Here is an 18,348-nt window from a genome sequence, read left to right on the forward strand (position 1 = left end):
GTACCCAACCCCACCCCGCCCCAAGTTTTGTCAGCCCCCACCAAACCCCTCTTTACCCAAGCTTTACCCACACCTGACCGCCGCTGACCTTGATCTGAGTAACCTACTCACATCCGGACTCACCGGAATAGAGACAGGAGAATCACCATGCGCAAGACCCTTATCGCTTTGATGTTCGCCGCTGCCCTGCCAACCGTTGCCATGGCCGCCGCGCCAGAAGGCCCAGGCCCGATGGGCGGCCCTGAAGGCCACATGATGGGTGGCCCGGGCCCCGGTGGTGAACACGGTCCGCGTGGCAAAGGCGGCCCGTTCAGCCAACTCGACCTGAGCCGCGAACAGCGCGAGCAAATCGGCAAGCTGATGGGCGAACAATGGCACGGCCGCAAAGAGATCGTGCGCAAGTACCTGGACAAACTGCCAGCCGCTGACCAGCAAGCCATGAAAAACGAAATGGCGGCCGCCAAGCAGAAAACCCAGGCCGACATCCGCGCCGTGCTCAAGCCCGATCAACAGAAGAAATTCGACGAGATCGTCAAGAAACAAGCCGAGCGCCGCGCCGAGTGGAAGGAATTCCAGGCCTGGAAAGCCCAGCAGCCGAAAAAAGCGCAATAATGCTCTAGCTTTACCACCCCAGCCCAGTGGCTCGCGCCGCTGGGCTTTTCCTGCTTGAGGGTTTCCTGTGCGTTCATTGTTCTGGCGCATCCTGGCCAGTTTCTGGCTGGCCATCGCCTTGGTTGCCGGGCTGTCGATCCTGCTTGGGCACATGCTCAACCAGGACGCCTGGATTCTCAGCCGCCACCCCGGCCTCAACAACCTGCCGCAGGAGTGGACGCAGCTCTACGAAGCCCAGGGCGAGGACGCCGCTCAGGATTTGCTGCAACAACGCAAACGCCAGTACCACATCGACGTGCAAGTGCTCAATGAGAGCGGCGAGCCGGTGGTGCGCGGTACGTTCCCCCGGCGCGCCGCCGCCTTCGAGGCCCGGCAAAATGACAACCAGGACGGCCACCTGCCGTGGCGCCGCCTGACCGCCGAGTACACCAGTGAAAAAACCGGCGACACCTACCTGCTGATCTACCGCATCCCGCACCCGGAACTGGACGAATGGCACCGAAACAGCCTGACGTGGCCGTTGAGCGCGCTGGCGATTGCGCTGGTGGTGCTGACCCTGTTCAGCCTGCTGGTGACGCTGTCCATCACCCGTCCGCTCAGCCGCCTGCGCGGCGCGGTGCATGACCTCGGCCAGGCCACCTATCAGCAAAACAGCCTGGCGAAATTGGCCAACCGCCGCGATGAGTTCGGCGTGCTGGCCACTGATTTCAACCGCATGGGCGCGCGTTTGCAAAGCTTGATCGGCAGCCAGCGCCAGTTACTGCGCGACGTGTCCCACGAGTTGCGCTCGCCGCTCGCCCGGCTGCGCATTGCCTTGGCCTTGGCCGAACGCGCCAGCCCCGAAGAACGCGAACGACTCTGGCCACGCCTGACCCGCGAATGTGATCGCCTGGAAGCCCTGATCAGCGAAATCCTGGTCTTGGCCCGCGTCGATGCCGACAACGCGAGCGCTGAAGAAGTCGACCTCAACCCGCTGCTCAAGAGCCTGCAAAAGGACGCCCAGCTCGGTGCTCCGGACCAGGTGGTGCAACTGAACGCCGAGCCCGAGCTGGCGCTCAAGGGCTGGCCGACCATGATCGAGCGCGCCGTGGATAACCTGCTGCGCAACGCCCAGCGCTTCAACCCACAAGGACAACCGATCGAGTTGCACGCCCGGCGCCACGGCGAGCGCATTCTGATCAGCGTGCGTGACCACGGCCCCGGCGTCGAAGCCGAACACCTCAGCCAATTGGGCGAACCGTTTTACCGCGCGCCCGGCCAGGCTGCCCAAGGCCACGGCCTGGGGCTGGCGATTGCCCGGCGCGCGGCGGAACGCCATGGCGGCAGCCTGATCCTGGCCAATCACCCCGACGGAGGTTTCATCGCCAGCATCGACCTGCCGCTGGAGCCGGGAGTTGTCACACCGGTGTGAGGATCTTCTATAGTGGCCCTTCTCTAATGGAGGGCCTTTGATGACTGACCTGCTGACTCCCATCCAAGCCGCACTCGATCTGCCGCAAACCCCGCTGACCTTCACGGAGGCTGGCGCCCTGCCCTCGACCTTCGCCGTCACCGAACTGGCCAGCGCCAGCCTTGGCGCAGCCGGCCAGGCCGTGGCTCACCTTATCCACCAACAGACCGGGCGTTTGCCCAGTGTCAGTGTGGACCGTCGCCTCGCCTCCTTCTGGTTTTCGTCCTCGATTCGCCCCGTGGGCTGGGAAACGCCGCCGCTGTGGGACCCGGTCGCCGGCGACTATGCCTGCGCCGATGGCTGGATTCGCCTGCACACCAACGCCCCGCATCATCGCGCCGCCGCCGAGCAGGTCTTGGGCAAGGTCAATGACCGCGCCGAAATGGCCGCAAAAGTTGCAACGTGGAACGCTGCCGAGCTGGAACAGGCGATCGTCGATGTCGGCGGCTGTGCAGCGCAGATGCGCACGTGGCAGGCCTGGCAAACCCATCCCCAAGGGTTGGCGGTGAATGCCGAGAAGTTGGTGCAGCGCCAGACCTTCGACACCCCCACCGACAAACCCTGGCTCGGCTCGTTGGCGCGCCCACTGGCGGGCATCAAGGTACTGGACCTGACACGCGTATTGGCCGGCCCCGTGGCCAGTCGCTTCCTCGCCGGGCTCGGCGCCGACGTGCTGCGCATCGACTCGCCGAGCTGGAACGAACCCGGCGTGGTGCCGGAAATGACCCTGGGTAAACGCTGCGCACGCCTCGACTTGAAGAGCCCCGAAGGCCGACAGGTGTTTGAAGCGTTGCTCAAGGACGCCGACATTCTGTTTCACGGTTACCGCGCCGATGCCCTTGAACAACTGGGTTACACCGCCGCAGAACTGCAGACCCTCGCCCCCGGCCTGATCGACGTAAGCCTCAATGCCTACGGCTGGAGCGGCCCGTGGCGCAATCGCCGCGGCTTCGACAGCCTGGTGCAGATGAGCAGCGGGATTGCCGACGCGGGCATGGCCTGGAAGCAGTCGGATAAACCGGTGCCACTGCCATTGCAGGCGCTGGATCACGCCACCGGGTATTTGATGGCGGCCAGCGCGATCCAGGCGCTAAGCGAACGCTTGAAATCCGGGCGTGGCGGCTCGGCGCGGTTGTCATTGGCGCGCACGGCGAAGTTGCTGGTGGAAGCCGGACAGGTGCCGGAGCAACCGGCGTTACGGGCTGAAGAGACGAGTGACCAGGGGTTGGTGGTGGAACAGACGGCATGGGGTCAGGCCCATCGGTTGCTGGCACCGGTCACCCTCAGCGGCACGCCGTTGCAGTGGGATTTGCCGGCGGGGGAATTGGGCTCGCACCGGGCTCAGTGGTGACCTGAAGACCGCCTTCGCGGGCAAGCCCGCTCCCACATTTGAAATGCATTCCCCATGTGGGAGCGGGCTTGCCCGCGAAGAGGCCCTGACAGACACCATCAATCCGCCCGGTGCAGCGACGCCCACAAATGCTGCGCCGCATACGCCCTCCACGGCCGCCACGCCTCAGCCCGCACCCACAACTGGCGCGCCGAAACCGGCCCGCCTTCCAACGCCGCCAACGCGTTGATCAACCCAATATCCCCCGACACAAACGCATCCGGCTCACGCAACTGACGCATGGCGATGTACTGCGCGGTCCAGTCACCAATCCCCGACAAGGCCACCAGCCGGGCCACGCCGTCGTTGAGACTGGCTTTGGGCTCAAACAACTGCGGGTCATCCAGCAACGCCTGAGCCACACCGGACAACGTGCGGCCCCGCGCCTTGGGCATGCCCAACGTCGCCAGATCCGCCTGCGCCAACGCCTCCGGCGTCGGGAACAGGTGGGTGATACCCGCGCGTGGGGTTGCCAGTGGCTGGCCGTACTGCGCCACCAGTTTGCCCGCCAGGCGAATGGCTGCCACCACCGTGACCTGCTGGCCCAATACCGCGCGAATCGCCAGTTCCAGACCGTCCCACGCGCCCGGCACGCGAAGGCCCGGACGCGCCGCCACCAGTTGCGCCATCAACGGGTCGGAGGCCAATTGCGCATTGATCAACCCGGGCTGGGCGTCCAGGTCGAACATGGCTCTCAAGCGCCGCGCGATCTCAGCAAGCACCGCCGCGTCAGAAACCTCCACGCCAACGTCCAACCAGTTGCCCGCGCCCGGCGTAACACTGATCCAGCCGTGGCAACCGTTAACACTGATGCCGCGTCGATACACACCCGCCTCGACACTTTCCAGCCCAGTGATCGCACGCAGGGACAAAAAGCCCAGCATCGCCGCCCAGTCATAGGGCGGCTGATACGCCAGTCTCACAATGACAATACCCCGCCATACAAGCCATACGCCGCCAACCCTGCGCCGGCGACAACGCAACTGAAAATGCCTTTTTCCACAGAGGTGAACAACCGCTGGCCCTGCTCGCGCTTGGCCAGGGCGAACAGAATCACACCGGGCGCATACAGCAGCGCCGACAACAGCAGGTATTTCAAGCCGCCGGCATAAAGCAGCCACACGGCATACGCCAGGGCAATCAGGCCCACCAGCAAATCTTTCATGCGCTGGCGGCGGGCGCCTTCGTAGGTTTCGCCACGTGCACTCAACAGCACCGCATAGGCCGCCGACCACAGGTACGGCACCAGAATCATCGACGAGGCCAGGTAGATCAGTGTGGTGTAGGTGCTGTGGGAAAACAGCGTGATCACCAGAAAGATCTGGATCATCACATTGGTCAGCCACAGTGCGTTAACCGGCACCTGGTTGGCGTTTTCCTTTTTCAGAAAGGCCGGCATGGTCTTGTCATGGGCAGTGGCATAAAGAATTTCCGCGCACAGCAACGCCCAGGACAGCAAGGCGCCAAGCAAGGACACGGCCAGGCCAATGCTGATCGCCATCGCGCCCCAAGGGCCGACGATATGTTCCAGCACGCCCGCCAGGGACGGGTTTTGCAACTGCGCCAATTCCGGCTGGCTCATGATTCCCAAGGACAACACATTCACCAGCACCAGCAGTGCCAAGACGCCAAGAAACCCGATCACCGTGGCCCGGCCGACGTCCGAGCGTTTCTCGGCCCGCGCCGAATACACACTGGCGCCTTCGATACCGATGAACACAAACACGGTGACCAGCATCATGTTGCGTACCTGGTCAACCACGCTGCCGACTTGCGGGTTGCCCAGGCCCCAGATGTCACGGGTGAAGATATCCGCCTTGAACGCCACACCGGCGATCACGATAAACATCAGCAGCGGCACGATCTTCGCCACGGTGGTGATCTGGTTGATGAAGGCCGCCTCCTTAATCCCGCGCATCACCAGAACATGCACGGCCCACAACAACAGCGAGGCGCAGGCGATGGCGACAGGCGTATTGCCCTGGCCGAACACCGGGAAAAAGTAGCCGAGGGTGCTGAACAGCAACACGAAGTAACCGACATTGCCCATCCACGCGCTGATCCAGTAACCCCAGGCCGACGAGAACCCCATGTAGTCGCCAAAACCGGCCTTGGCGTAGGCATACACCCCGGAATCCAGTTCGGGCTTGCGGTTGGCCAGGGTCTGGAACACGAAGGCCAACGTCAGCATGCCCACGGCGGTGATCGCCCAGCCAATCAATATGGCGCCCACTTCAGCGCGCGCCGCCATGTTCTGCGGCAAGGAGAAAATCCCCCCGCCAATCATTGAGCCCACCACCAGCGCGATCAGCGCACTGAGTTTGAGTTTTTGGGCCGGTTGCGACATGAACACTCCTGAATAACTAACAATTGAGCTGACGACCGTGCACTCAACTAATTAATTCAGCGAGTGTAGCGTTTATTAAAGACAGCGATAAAACCGTCAAGCTCATAACGTAATGGCATGACAGTTTATATAGTTCAGGTTTATTTAGAATTTAAATAGGCAGGCACTTTGCCAGCCCTCGGTTATTTGGCAGCCCGTCCCGAAAAAGTTTGCACATTCAGCAAAAGGGGCTAGCTTCAAAAGTCCGCCTGAACGCACTAAATAATTAACCACAACGCAGAGCCGCTCTGGGACGCGACTTTGCGAGGAACACTATCGCCCGGAAATCTTAACCCTAAGTCATTAATTCACAATGGAATGTGCCAATGAAGTGATCTGAGTCAGCTGTTTGATTAGCGCACGGAATTATTCTGTGGTCTCTCTTCTCCTGCATTGGAGTCATGCAATGTCTGAATCTCCCGGAAAACTTCGACTAGGCGCGCTGGTTGCACTGGTCGTGGGCTCAATGATTGGCGGCGGGATCTTCTCACTGCCGCAAAACATGGCTGCCAGCGCCGATGTAGGTGCGGTGTTGATTGGTTGGGTAATTACCGCCATCGGCATGCTGACCCTCGCCTTCGTGTTCCAGACCCTGGCCAACCGCAAGCCCGACCTCGACGGCGGCGTGTACGCCTACGCCAAGGCCGGTTTCGGCGATTACATGGGGTTCTCGTCGGCCTGGGGTTACTGGATCAGCGCGTGGCTGGGCAACGTCGGTTACTTCGTGTTGCTGTTCAGCACCCTCGGGTACTTCTTTCCGATCTTTGGCGAAGGCAACACCCCGGCCGCGGTGATTGGCGCGTCGGTGTTGCTGTGGGCCGTGCACTTTCTGGTACTGCGCGGGATCAAGGAAGCGGCGTTCATCAACCTGGTGACCACCGTCGCCAAGGTCGTGCCGCTGGTGCTGTTTGTGTTGATCGCACTGTTCGCGTTCAAGCTGGACATCTTCACCGCTGACATCTGGGGCGTTAAAAACCCGGACCTGGGCAGCGTGATGAACCAGGTGCGCAACATGATGCTGGTCACCGTGTGGGTGTTCATCGGGATCGAAGGCGCGAGCATCTTCTCGTCGCGGGCGGAAAAACGCTCCGACGTCGGCAAGGCCACCGTGATCGGTTTTATCACCGTGCTGCTGTTCCTGATGCTGGTGAACGTGCTGTCTTTGGGGATCATGACCCAGCCGGAACTGGCCAAGCTGCAGAACCCGTCGATGGCCGCCGTGCTTGAGCATGTGGTCGGTCACTGGGGCGCGGTGCTGATCAGCGTCGGCCTGATCATTTCGCTGCTGGGCGCTCTGCTGTCGTGGGTGCTGCTGTGTGCGGAGATCATGTTCGCCGCCGCCAAGGACCACACCATGCCGGCGTTTCTGCGCAAGGAAAACGCCAACCACGTGCCGGCCAACGCCCTGTGGCTGACCAACGCCATGGTGCAGATTTTCCTGGTGATCACGCTGTTCTCGGCCAGCACTTACCTCTCGCTGATCTACCTCGCCACCTCGATGATCCTGGTGCCTTACCTGTGGTCAGCGGCCTACGCGCTGCTGCTGGCGGTGCGCGGCGAGACCTACGAAAACGCCCTGCGCGAGCGCAAGAAAGACCTGTTCATCGGCGCCATCGCGCTGATCTACGCGGTCTGGCTGCTCTACGCCGGCGGCGTCAAATACCTGCTGCTTTCCGCCCTGCTCTATGCCCCTGGCGTGATTCTGTTCGCCAAGGCCAAGCATGAACTGGGCAAACCGATTTTCACCCATGTCGAGAAGCTGATTTTCGCCGCAGTCGTCGTGGGCGCCCTGGTGGCTGCCTACGGCCTCTACGACGGCTTCCTGACTCTGTAAGTGTTTTCTACTGGAGGATCTGTAATGACCACGGAAAAAGTGAAGTACGGCGTACATTCCGAAGCCGGCAAACTGCGCAAAGTCATGGTGTGCTCCCCAGGTTTGGCCCACCAGCGGCTGACCCCCAACAACTGCGATGAACTGCTGTTCGATGACGTGCTGTGGGTGGCTCAAGCCAAGCGCGACCACTTCGACTTCGTCACCAAGATGCGCGAGCGGGATATCGATGTGCTGGAAATGCACAACCTGCTGACCGACATCGTTGCCATCCCCGAAGCGCTGGACTGGATTCTGGAACACAAGATCACCCCAAACACCGTGGGCCTGGGCCTGGTCGATGAAGTCAGTTCCTGGCTGCGCAGCCTTGAGCCGCGCAAAATCAGCGAGTACCTGATTGGTGGCGTGTCGGCCGATGACCTGCCGAGCAGCTTCGGTGGCAAGACCATCGAGATGTTCCGCGACTTCCTCGGCCACGCAAGCTTCATTCTGCCGCCGCTGCCCAACACCCAGTTCACCCGCGACACCACCTGCTGGATCTACGGCGGCGTGACGCTGAACCCGATGTACTGGCCAGCGCGACGCCAGGAAACCCTGCTGACCTCGGCCATCTACAAATTCCATCCCGAGTTCACCAACGCCGACTTTCAGATCTGGTACGGCGACCCCGACCAGGAGCATGGAGCCGCCACGCTGGAAGGCGGCGACGTCATGCCGATTGGCAATGGCGTGGTGTTGATCGGCATGGGTGAACGCTCGTCCCACCAGGCCATCGGCCAACTGGCGCGCAACCTGTTCAAAAACAAAGCCGTGGAACGCGTGATCGTTGCCGGCCTGCCCAAATCCCGCGCGGCGATGCACCTGGACACGGTGTTCAGCTTCTGCGACCGCGACCTGGTCACCGTCTTCCCGGAAGTGGTCAACCAGATCATCCCTTTCACCCTGCGCCCGGATGAAAGCAAGCCACACGGCATCGATATCCAACGGGAGAAAACCAACTTCCTCGAAACCGTCGCCGCAGCGCTCAACCTCAAGGCGCTGCGTGTGGTCGAGACCGGCGGCAACAGCTTCGCCGCCGAGCGCGAGCAGTGGGACGACGGCAACAACGTGGTGGCCGTGGAGCCCGGCGTGGTGATCGGCTACGACCGCAACACTTACACCAACACCCTGCTGCGCAAGGCCGGCGTGGAAGTCATTACCATCAGCGCCGGTGAACTCGGTCGCGGCCGTGGCGGCGGCCACTGCATGACCTGCCCGATCATCCGCGACCCAATCGACTACTAACTTTCAAACCTTGGCCGCCGCTCATGAGGCGCCGGCCAAGGGGATAACCTAAACAGAAGGAGATCCACCATGGCTTTTAATATGCGCAATCGCAGCCTGCTCTCGCTGATGCACCACACCACCCGCGAGCTGCACTACCTGCTGGACCTGTCCCGCGACCTCAAGCGCGCCAAATACACCGGCACCGAGCGCCCACACCTGCAGGGCAAAAATATCGCGCTGATCTTCGAAAAAACCTCGACCCGCACCCGTTGCGCGTTCGAAGTGGCGGCTCACGACCAAGGCGCCCACGTCACCTACATCGACCCGGTGTCGTCGCAGATCGGCCACAAAGAAAGCATGAAAGACACCGCCCGCGTCCTGGGCCGCATGTTCGACGCCATCGAGTACCGTGGCTTTGAACAGGAAATCGTCGAAGAGCTGGCCAAGTTCGCCGGTGTGCCGGTGTTCAACGGCCTGACCGCCGAATTCCACCCGACCCAAATGATCGCCGACACCCTGACCATGCGCGAACACAGCGACAAGCCGCTGCATGACATCAGCTACGCCTACCTCGGGGATGCGCGTTACAACATGGGTAATTCGTTGCTGATGATCGGCGCCAAGCTGGGCATGGACGTGCGCATCGGCGCGCCGAAAGCCCTGTGGCCACACGAGGATTTCATCAAGCAGTGCCAGGCGTTTGCCGAAGAAAGCGGCGCGCGCATCACCATCACTGAGGACCCGAAAGAGGCGGTCAAAGGCGTGGACTTCATCCACACCGATATCTGGGTGTCGATGGGCGAGCCAGTGGAAGCGTGGGACGAGCGTATCGAGCAACTGCTGCCGTACCAGGTCAACACCAAGATGATGAAGGCCTCGGGCAACCCGCGCGTGAAGTTCATGCACTGCCTGCCGGCGTTTCATAACAGCGAAACCAAGGTGGGCAAGGACATTGCCGCGCGCTACCCGAACCTGGCCAATGGCGTGGAAGTGACCGAAGAGGTGTTCGAGTCGCCGGCCAACATCGCCTTTGAGCAAGCGGAAAACCGCATGCACACCATCAAGGCGATTCTGGTGTCGGCGTTGGCGGATATCTAACCCAACACCGCTCCCACTGTTGGAGCGCAGTCAATGTGGGAGCGGGCTTGCTCGCGAATGCGAAGTGTCAGTTGATACATCAGGTGGCTGAACCACCGCCTTCGCGAGCAAGCCCGCTCCCACAATTTGTCCTGTGTTCACAAAGCTGAATTCTAAAAGGATTGCATTATGCGCATCGTCGTAGCCCTGGGCGGCAACGCCCTGCTCCGCCGTGGTGAACCCATGACCGCGGACAATCAACGCGCCAACATCCGAATCGCCACCGAACAGATCGCCAAGATCCACCCCGGCAACGAGTTGGTGATCGCCCACGGCAATGGCCCGCAAGTCGGCCTGCTGTCGTTGCAGGCGGCGGCCTACACCAGTGTGTCGCCCTACCCACTGGACGTGCTGGGCGCCGAAACCGAAGGCATGATCGGCTACATCATTGAACAGGAATTGGGCAACCTGCTGGACTTCGAAGTGCCGTTCGCCACCTTGCTGACCCAGGTGGAAGTGGACGCCAACGACCCGGCCTTCAAAAACCCGACCAAACCCATCGGCCCGGTATACGCCAAAGCCGAAGCCGAGAAACTCGCCGCCGAAAAAGGCTGGGCCATCGCCCCGGACGGCGACAAGTACCGCCGCGTGGTCGCCAGCCCGCGCCCGAAACGCATCTTTGAAATCCGCCCGATCAAGTGGCTGCTGGAAAAAAGCGCCATCGTCATCTGCGCCGGTGGTGGCGGCATCCCGACAATGTATGGCGAAGACGGCAAGCTGCGCGGCATTGAGGCGGTGATCGACAAAGACCTGTGTTCATCCCTGCTGGCCGCGCAACTGGACGCCGATTTGCTGGTGATCGCCACCGACGTCAACGCCGCCTTTATCGACTTCGGTAAGCCGACCCAGAAAGCCATCGGCCAAGCCCACCCCGACGACATGGAAAAACTCGGTTTCGCCGCCGGCTCCATGGGCCCCAAGGTACAAGCCGCCTGCGAGTTCGCCCGCCAGACTGGAAAAACCGCCGTCATCGGTTCACTCTCGGACATCGAAGCCATCGTCCAGGGCAGTGCCGGTACGCGCATCAGCACGGCAAAACCTGGCATCACCTATCTGTGAAGTAAAGGAGATACGCCTATGGCCACCTTTGAACCCGGTCACCTGCACGTCGAACGTCACGCGCTCAACAAGGATGACTACAGCTACAACCTGTGCATCGACTACGAGGTCAGCCAGGACCCAAAGGAAGGCAAGGGAATGCTCTTCAAGCTGCACGGTTCGGTGCAGGGCAAGGACCTCAAGGAGGAATTCTTTTTGCCCAAGGACCAGGCCTTTGATTTCGCCCGGCATGCGATGAACATCGCGCAGAAATATGGCATGCCGAAGATTGCGACGCTTAACGGCCAAATGCACAAGCAGTACGACTTGATGTTTGAGGATGTGCGGCATCAGTTGGATGTGAAGGCGGGCGATCCGATCAAGCCCGAGCACCTGGAATAACAAGTTTGCACTGACACAACACCATCAGTGTGGGAGCGGGCTTGCTCGCGAATGCGGTCTTTCAGTCAATAAATCAAGAGACTGACACACCGCATTCGCGAGCAAGCCCGCTCCCACATTTTGATCTCCATCCGCTCCAAGGCATACTTGCCGCCTCTCGCTTTGCAGATTTGTCAGCCACCCCATGCGTATCCACGTCAGCTTCATCGACCGCGTCGGCATTACCCAGGAAGTCCTGGCCCTGCTCGGTGGGCGCAATCTCAACCTGGATGCGGTGGAGATGGTGCCGCCCAACGTCTACATCGACGCGCCGACACTGAGCGCCGAGGTGCTCGAAGAACTGCGCGACGCGCTGTTCAGCGTGCACGGCGTACAGGCGGTCACGGTGGTGGACATCCTCCCCGGCCAACGCCGCCACCTGCAACTCGACGCCCTGCTGGCCGCCATGACCGACCCGGTGCTGGCGCTGGACAGTGCCGGCAAGATCCTGCTGGCCAACCCGGCGCTGATCTCCCTGTACGGCCGCGAGCCGGCGGGGGAAAGCATCAGCGAGCTGTTCAACGACGCGGCGCTGCTGGAGACCTTGCTGGAACACGGCTTTCGCCTGCCGCTGCGCGAAATCAGCGTCAACGGCCAGACCTTTTTGCTGGACGCCACGCCGATCACCGACGCCGGCGCCCTGCTGACGCTGTACCAGCCCAACCGCATCGGCGAACAACTGTCGGCGCTGCACCATGACCATGCCGAAGGCTTTGATGCGTTGTTGGGCGAATCACCAGTGATCCGCACCCTCAAGGCGCGTGCGCAGCGCGTCGCCGCACTCGATGCGCCGCTGTTGATCCAAGGCGAAACCGGCACCGGCAAAGAGCTGGTCGCGCGGGCCTGCCACGCCATCAGCGCGCGCCACAGTGCGCCGTTTCTGGCCTTGAACTGCGCGGCGCTGCCGGAAAACCTCGCCGAGAGTGAACTGTTCGGCTACGCCCCCGGCGCCTTTACCGGCGCGCAACGCGGCGGCAAGCCGGGGCTGATGGAGCTGGCCAACCAAGGCACGGTTTTTCTGGATGAAATCGGCGAGATGTCACCGTATTTGCAGGCCAAGCTGCTGCGTTTTCTCAACGACGGCAGCTTCCGGCGCGTTGGCGGCGACCGCGAAGTAAAGGTCAATGTGCGCATCCTCAGCGCCACCCACCGCGACCTGGAAAAGATGGTCAGCGAAGGCACCTTTCGTGAAGACCTGTTCTACCGCCTCAATGTGCTCAACGTCGAAGTGCCGCCGTTGCGCGAGCGCGGCCAGGACATCTTGCTGCTCGCCCGCTACTTCATGCAGCAGGCCTGCGCGCAGATCCAGCGCCCGGTGTGCCGTCTGGCGCCTGGCACCTATCCGGCGCTGTTGGGCAACCGCTGGCCGGGCAACGTGCGGCAGCTGCAAAACGTGATCTTCCGCGCCGCCGCGATTTGCGAAAGCAGTTTGGTGGACATCGGCGACCTGGACATCGCCGGCACCTCGGTGGCGCGCCAAAGCGACGGTGAAGTCGACAGCCTGGAACAGGCAGTGGAAGACTTCGAGCGCAGCCTGCTGGAAAAGCTCTACGCCAGTTACCCCTCGACCCGCCAACTGGCCAGCCGCCTGCAGACTTCGCACACGGCGATTGCCCATCGCCTGCGCAAGTACGGCATCCCAAACAAACCCTGACTGAATAAACGCGGTTCAAAGGTGGGAGCTGGCTTGCCTGCGATAGCATCGCCTCGGTTCAACTGACAGACCGAGTTGCCTGCATCGCAGGCAAGCCAGCTCCCACAGGGATTGCACTCCAAATCTGGTCTGGATGCGACACTCGCTGTACTGAAAGCGCTACAGCGTAATGATATCGCTACAACCCTGTTTTTTGCGCGCCATGCAAGGCTTTGATCCACATAGGCTTTTTTTCAACGGCCCAGCTGTAGCGAAATCGCTACAGGCAAATCTTTCCACTTCCTCGCTGATTTTATTAACCTGTTGATTTATAACGAATTAATAACATTGGCCGCGATATTGCTAAGTAACTCCTCATTATTCCAATCCCGTCCACCAGACGAATCTGGCCCTGAGGAGTTTCCATGAGCGAGTTGCGTTTCACTGAAGATCACGAATGGCTGCGCGCCGAAGCCGATGGCAGCGTCACCGTGGGCATCACCGCTTTCGCGCAGAACGCGCTGGGTGATGTGGTTTTCGTGCAACTGCCGGAGTTGCAGGCCTACGCCAAGGGCGCAGAAGCCTCCACCGTTGAGTCGGTCAAGGCAGCGAGCGGCGTGTACATGCCGCTGGACGGCGAAGTCCTCGACGTAAACGACAAACTCAGCGACAGCCCGGAATTGGTCAACGAAGACCCGATGGGCGAAGGCTGGTTCTTCCGCTTCAAACCCGCCGATGCCGATGCAGTGGCTAAGCTGTTGGATCAGGATGCGTACGACCGCCTGATCAAAGCCAACGCCCAAGCCTGAGGAGCGCGCCATGACGATCAATCTCAGCACCGCCAACGAATTCATCGCCCGTCATATCGGCCCACGCCAGGAAGACGAGCAGCAAATGCTCGCGAAGCTGGGCTTTGACTCGCTCGAAGCCCTGAGCGCCAGCGTGATCCCGGAAAGCATCAAGGGCACCAGCGTGCTCGGCCTGGAAGACGGCCTGAGCGAAGCCCAGGCCCTGGCCAAGATCAAGGCCATCGCCAGCCAGAACCAACTGTTCAAGACCTACATCGGCCAGGGCTACTACAACTGCCACACGCCGTCGCCGATCCTGCGCAACCTGCTGGAAAACCCGGCCTGGTACACCGCCTACACCCCGTACCAACCCGAGATTTCCCAAGGCCGACTCGAAGCGCTGCTGAACTTCCAGACCCTGATCAGCGACCTCACTGGCCTGCCGATCGCCAACGCGTCGTTGCTCGACGAAGCCACCGCCGCCGCCGAAGCCATGACCTTCTGCAAGCGCCTGAGCAAGAACAAAAGCAGCAACGCCTTCTTCGCCTCGATCCACAGCCACCCGCAAACCCTCGACGTGCTGCGCACCCGTGCCGAGCCGCTGGGTATCGACGTGGTGGTGGGCGACGAGCGTGAACTGACCGACGTCAGCGCATTCTTCGGCGCCCTGCTGCAATACCCGGCCAGCAACGGTGACGTGTTTGATTACCGCGAACTGACCGAGCATTTCCACGCCGCCAATGCGTTGGTCGCGGTCGCCGCCGACCTGCTGGCCCTGACCCTGCTGACCCCGCCGGGTGAGTTCGGCGCCGACGTGGCCATCGGCAGCGCACAACGCTTCGGCGTGCCGCTGGGCTTTGGTGGCCCGCACGCGGCGTATTTTTCCACCAAAGACGCGTTCAAGCGCGACATGCCGGGCCGTCTGGTCGGTGTGTCCGTCGACCGTTTCGGCAAGCCGGCCCTGCGCCTGGCCATGCAGACCCGCGAGCAACATATCCGCCGCGAGAAGGCCACCAGCAACATCTGCACCGCCCAAGTGCTGCTGGCCAACATCGCCAGCATGTACGCCGTGTACCACGGCCCCAAAGGCCTGACCCAGATCGCCAACCGCATTCATCACCTGACCGCGATCCTGGCCAAAGGCCTGAGCGCGCTGGGCCTGAAGGTTGAGCAAACACACTTCTTCGACACCGTGACCCTGAACACCGGCGCCAACACCGCGGCCCTGCACGACAAGGCGCGCGCCCAGCGCATCAACCTGCGTGTGGTGGATGCTGAGCGTCTGGGCCTGTCGGTCGACGAAACCACCACCCAGGCGGATATCGAAGCCTTGTGGTCGATCTTCGCGGACGGCAAAGCCCTGCCGGAATTCGACGCCAACGTCCAAGGCACCCTGCCGGCCGCCCTGCTGCGCCAATCGCCGATCCTCAGCCACCCGGTGTTCAACCGCTACCACTCCGAAACCGAGCTGATGCGCTACCTGCGCAAGCTGGCCGACAAGGACCTGGCGCTGGACCGCACCATGATCCCGCTGGGCTCGTGCACCATGAAGCTCAACGCCGCCAGCGAAATGATCCCGGTGACCTGGGCCGAGTTCGGTGCCCTGCACCCATTCGCCCCGGCCGAGCAAAGCGCTGGCTACCTGCAACTGACGTCCGAGCTGGAAGCCATGCTCTGCGCGGCCACCGGTTACGACGCCATCTCGCTGCAGCCGAACGCCGGTTCCCAAGGTGAATACGCCGGCCTCTTGGCCATTCGTGCCTATCACCAGAGCCGTGGCGAAGAGCGCCGCGACATCTGCCTGATCCCGTCGTCGGCCCACGGTACCAACCCCGCCACCGCCAACATGGCCGGTATGCGCGTGGTCGTGACCGCCTGCGATGCACGCGGCAACGTCGACATTGAAGACCTGCGCGCCAAGGCCATCGAGCACCGCGAGCACCTCGCGGCGCTGATGATCACCTACCCGTCCACCCACGGCGTGTTCGAAGAAGGCATCCGCGAAATCTGCGGCATCATTCACGACAACGGCGGCCAGGTGTACATCGACGGCGCCAACATGAACGCGATGGTGGGCCTGTGCGCACCGGGCAAGTTCGGCGGCGACGTGTCTCACCTGAACCTGCACAAAACCTTCTGCATCCCTCATGGCGGTGGCGGCCCGGGCGTTGGCCCGATTGGCGTCAAATCGCACCTCACGCCATTCCTGCCAGGCCACGCGGCCATGGAACGCAAGGAAGGCGCGGTGTGCGCGGCGCCATTTGGCAGCGCGAGCATCCTGCCGATCACCTGGATGTACATCAGCATGATGGGCGGCGCGGGCCTCAAACGCGCTTCGCAGCTGGCGATCCTGAATGCCAACTACATTTCCCGTCGTCTCGAAGAGCACTACCCGGTGCTCTACACCGGCAGCAATGGCCTGGTGGCGCACGAGTGCATCCTGGACCTGCGCCCATTGAAAGACAGCAGCGGCATCAGCGTGGACGACGTGGCCAAGCGCCTGATCGATTTTGGGTTCCATGCGCCGACCATGTCGTTCCCGGTGGCCGGCACCTTGATGATCGAGCCGACCGAAAGTGAATCCAAGGAAGAACTGGACCGCTTCTGTGACGCGATGATTGCCATCCGCGAAGAAATCCGCGCGGTGGAAAACGGCACGCTGGACAAGGACGACAACCCGCTGAAAAACGCGCCGCACACGGCCGCTGAAATCGTCGGCGAATGGACCCACCCGTACAGCCGTGAGCAGGCGGTGTACCCGGTTGCGTCGTTGATCGAAGGCAAGTACTGGCCGCCGGTTGGTCGGGTCGACAACGTGTTTGGCGACCGCAATCTGGTGTGTGCGTGCCCGTCGATTGAGAGTTACGCGTAACCCTGACTGACGGAACAGGGTCAAGTGTGGGAGCTGGCTTGCCTGCTCCCACATGGATCTCTTCCACAGTCAGGCCGAGTACACCCAGAAAATAATAAGAAACCGGAGAACAACCATGTCCCTTAGCGTGTTCGACCTGTTCAAGATTGGCATCGGCCCCTCCAGTTCCCACACCGTTGGCCCGATGCGCGCCGCCGCCCGCTTTGTCGAAGGCCTCAAGCGCGACAACCTGTTGAGCGCCACCACCGGCATCAAGGTGGAACTCTATGGCTCGCTGGGCGCCACCGGCAAAGGCCATGGCAGCGACAAGGCCGTGTTGCTGGGCCTGGAAGGCGAACACCCGGACACCGTGAACACTGAAACCGTGGCTGCACGCCTGGCGCAAATGCGCAGCGACGGCCGCTTGAACCTGCTCGGCGAACACAGCATTGCGTTCAACGAGAAAGAACACCTGGCGATGATTCGCAAACCGCTGGCCTACCATCCCAACGGCATGATTTTCCGTGCCTTCGACGCCGCCGGCATCCAGATCCGCAGCCGCGAGTATTACTCGGTCGGTGGAGGGTTTGTGGTGGACGAAGACGCGGCCGGCGCCGACCGGATTGTCGAAGACACCACGCCGCTGACCTTCCCCTTCAAACACGCCAAGGACTTGCTTGGGCATTGCGCCACCTATGGGCTGTCGATCAGCCAGGTGATGCTGACCAATGAAAGTGCCTGGCGCCCGGAAGCGGAAACCCGCGCTGGCTTGCTGAACATCTGGCAGGTCATGCAGGACTGTGTGGATGCCGGTTGTCGCAATGAAGGCATCTTGCCCGGCGGTTTGAAGGTCAAGCGCCGCGCTGCCGCATTGCATCGACAGCTGTGCAAGAACCCCGAGTCGGCGCTGCGCGACCCGTTGTCGGTGCTCGACTGGGTCAACCTGTACGCGCTGGCAGTCAACGAAGAAAACGCCAACGGCGGCCGCGTGGTCACGGCGCCCACCAACGGCGCGGCCGGGATTGTGCCGGCGGTTTTGCATTACTACATGCGCTTTATCCCCGGCGCCAATGAAGACGGCGTGGTGCGCTTTCTGCTCACCGCCGCCGCCATCGGGATTTTGTACAAGGAAAACGCCTCGATCTCGGGCGCCGAAGTCGGCTGCCAGGGCGAGGTCGGCGTGGCCTGTTCGATGGCAGCCGGGGCACTGTGTGAAGTGCTGGGCGGCAGCGTGTCCCAAGTGGAAAACGCCGCCGAAATCGGCATGGAACACAACCTCGGCCTGACTTGCGACCCGATTGGCGGGTTGGTGCAGGTGCCGTGCATCGAGCGCAATGCGATGGGCTCGGTCAAGGCGATCAATGCGGTGCGCATGGCCTTGCGCGGTGACGGGCAGCATTTCGTCTCGCTGGATAAAGTCATCCGCACCATGCGCCAGACCGGCGCCGACATGAAAAGCAAATACAAGGAAACCGCCCGTGGCGGTTTGGCGGTCAACATTATCGAGTGCTGACGCCTAACAGCG

At 61.8% G+C, this 18,348-nt stretch carries 14 protein-coding genes; 12 read left to right on the forward strand and 2 right to left on the reverse strand.

From position 1 onward, the window contains the following. The first annotated feature begins 147 nt into the window (after positions 1–147). The 3 genes from AB5I78_RS23120 to AB5I78_RS23130 all read left to right on the forward strand — a co-directional run bounded on the left by AB5I78_RS23120 (position 148) and on the right by AB5I78_RS23130 (position 3,413). On the forward strand, positions 148–612 hold the full coding sequence (locus AB5I78_RS23120; protein WP_145165314.1) for an LTXXQ domain protein: 465 nt from the start codon (positions 148–150) through the stop codon (positions 610–612). Between the two features lie 67 nt (positions 613–679). Continuing rightward, a complete protein-coding gene (locus AB5I78_RS23125; RefSeq protein ID WP_369302078.1) occupies positions 680–2,023 on the forward strand; it encodes a sensor histidine kinase in 1,344 nt (447 codons plus the stop codon). A 40-nt stretch (positions 2,024–2,063) separates the two neighbouring features. Beyond that, positions 2,064–3,413 (forward strand): CoA transferase, encoded by a 1,350-nt coding sequence (locus AB5I78_RS23130; RefSeq protein WP_369302079.1) that lies wholly within the window; start codon positions 2,064–2,066, stop codon positions 3,411–3,413. 98 nt (positions 3,414–3,511) lie between these two features. Here AB5I78_RS23130 and AB5I78_RS23135 read toward each other — a convergent pair whose 3' ends face one another. Together AB5I78_RS23135 and arcD (AB5I78_RS23140) are read right to left on the reverse strand one after the other, a co-directional pair. Then, positions 3,512–4,375 (reverse strand): DNA-3-methyladenine glycosylase, encoded by an 864-nt coding sequence (locus AB5I78_RS23135; RefSeq protein WP_369302080.1) that lies wholly within the window; start codon positions 4,373–4,375, stop codon positions 3,512–3,514. Further along, positions 4,372–5,799 carry an arginine-ornithine antiporter gene (gene arcD / locus AB5I78_RS23140; RefSeq protein WP_369302081.1) on the reverse strand — a complete coding sequence of 476 codons (1,428 nt, stop codon included), beginning with the start codon at positions 5,797–5,799 and terminating at the stop codon, positions 4,372–4,374. Before arcD (AB5I78_RS23140) ends, AB5I78_RS23135 begins: the two co-directional genes overlap by 4 nt. Positions 5,800–6,244: 445 nt before the next feature. On the opposite strand from arcD (AB5I78_RS23140), the gene arcD (AB5I78_RS23145) reads away from it, so the two are divergent. The 9 genes from arcD (AB5I78_RS23145) (at position 6,245) to AB5I78_RS23185 (ending at position 18,336) form a co-directional block, all read left to right on the forward strand. After that, complete coding sequence (arcD, locus tag AB5I78_RS23145) at positions 6,245–7,672, forward strand: arginine-ornithine antiporter (RefSeq protein WP_145165324.1); 1,428 nt, start codon at positions 6,245–6,247, stop codon at positions 7,670–7,672. Positions 7,673–7,696: 24 nt separating this feature from the next. Continuing rightward, positions 7,697–8,953: an arginine deiminase gene (arcA, locus tag AB5I78_RS23150; protein ID WP_369302082.1), complete on the forward strand. Its 1,257-nt coding sequence runs from the start codon at positions 7,697–7,699 to the stop codon at positions 8,951–8,953. A gap of 69 nt (positions 8,954–9,022) precedes the next feature. After that, entirely contained in the window at positions 9,023–10,033 is a 1,011-nt protein-coding gene (locus AB5I78_RS23155; protein ID WP_024077127.1) for an ornithine carbamoyltransferase, read from the forward strand. Between the two features lie 168 nt (positions 10,034–10,201). Beyond that, a complete protein-coding gene (gene arcC, locus AB5I78_RS23160) occupies positions 10,202–11,131 on the forward strand; it encodes a carbamate kinase (protein WP_106578404.1) in 930 nt (309 codons plus the stop codon). Positions 11,132–11,149: 18 nt separating this feature from the next. Beyond that, positions 11,150–11,512 (forward strand): DUF5064 family protein, encoded by a 363-nt coding sequence (locus AB5I78_RS23165; RefSeq protein WP_145165330.1) that lies wholly within the window; start codon positions 11,150–11,152, stop codon positions 11,510–11,512. A 184-nt stretch (positions 11,513–11,696) separates the two neighbouring features. After that, positions 11,697–13,205: a sigma-54-dependent transcriptional regulator gene (locus AB5I78_RS23170; protein ID WP_369302083.1), complete on the forward strand. Its 1,509-nt coding sequence runs from the start codon at positions 11,697–11,699 to the stop codon at positions 13,203–13,205. 404 nt (positions 13,206–13,609) lie between these two features. After that, on the forward strand, positions 13,610–13,993 hold the full coding sequence (gcvH, locus tag AB5I78_RS23175; protein WP_145165334.1) for a glycine cleavage system protein GcvH: 384 nt from the start codon (positions 13,610–13,612) through the stop codon (positions 13,991–13,993). 10 nt (positions 13,994–14,003) lie between these two features. After that, entirely contained in the window at positions 14,004–16,844 is a 2,841-nt protein-coding gene (gene gcvP / locus AB5I78_RS23180) for an aminomethyl-transferring glycine dehydrogenase (protein ID WP_369302084.1), read from the forward strand. Between the two features lie 115 nt (positions 16,845–16,959). Next, positions 16,960–18,336: an L-serine ammonia-lyase gene (locus tag AB5I78_RS23185; protein WP_106578399.1), complete on the forward strand. Its 1,377-nt coding sequence runs from the start codon at positions 16,960–16,962 to the stop codon at positions 18,334–18,336. The last annotated feature ends 12 nt before the right edge of the window (positions 18,337–18,348 follow it).

Source organism: Pseudomonas sp. N2-3-1-14, assembly GCF_041228395.1.
Classification (GTDB): domain Bacteria; phylum Pseudomonadota; class Gammaproteobacteria; order Pseudomonadales; family Pseudomonadaceae; genus Aquipseudomonas.

Bases quoted from the DNA above. Each gene is read 5' to 3' on its own strand.
- arcC (WP_106578404.1), top strand. From the start codon at position 10,202: ATGCGCATCGTCGTAGCCCTGGGCGGCAACGCCCTGCTCCGCCGTGGT.
- arcD (WP_145165324.1), top strand. From the start codon at position 6,245: ATGTCTGAATCTCCCGGAAAACTTCGACTAGGCGCGCTGGTTGCACTG.
- AB5I78_RS23130 (WP_369302079.1), top strand. From the start codon at position 2,064: ATGACTGACCTGCTGACTCCCATCCAAGCCGCACTCGATCTGCCGCAA.
- AB5I78_RS23155 (WP_024077127.1), top strand. From the start codon at position 9,023: ATGGCTTTTAATATGCGCAATCGCAGCCTGCTCTCGCTGATGCACCAC.
- AB5I78_RS23185 (WP_106578399.1), top strand. From the start codon at position 16,960: ATGTCCCTTAGCGTGTTCGACCTGTTCAAGATTGGCATCGGCCCCTCC.
- AB5I78_RS23120 (WP_145165314.1), top strand. From the start codon at position 148: ATGCGCAAGACCCTTATCGCTTTGATGTTCGCCGCTGCCCTGCCAACC.
- gcvP (WP_369302084.1), top strand. From the start codon at position 14,004: ATGACGATCAATCTCAGCACCGCCAACGAATTCATCGCCCGTCATATC.
- arcD (WP_369302081.1), bottom strand. From the start codon at position 5,799: ATGTCGCAACCGGCCCAAAAACTCAAACTCAGTGCGCTGATCGCGCTG.
- AB5I78_RS23170 (WP_369302083.1), top strand. From the start codon at position 11,697: ATGCGTATCCACGTCAGCTTCATCGACCGCGTCGGCATTACCCAGGAA.
- gcvH (WP_145165334.1), top strand. From the start codon at position 13,610: ATGAGCGAGTTGCGTTTCACTGAAGATCACGAATGGCTGCGCGCCGAA.
- arcA (WP_369302082.1), top strand. From the start codon at position 7,697: ATGACCACGGAAAAAGTGAAGTACGGCGTACATTCCGAAGCCGGCAAA.
- AB5I78_RS23165 (WP_145165330.1), top strand. From the start codon at position 11,150: ATGGCCACCTTTGAACCCGGTCACCTGCACGTCGAACGTCACGCGCTC.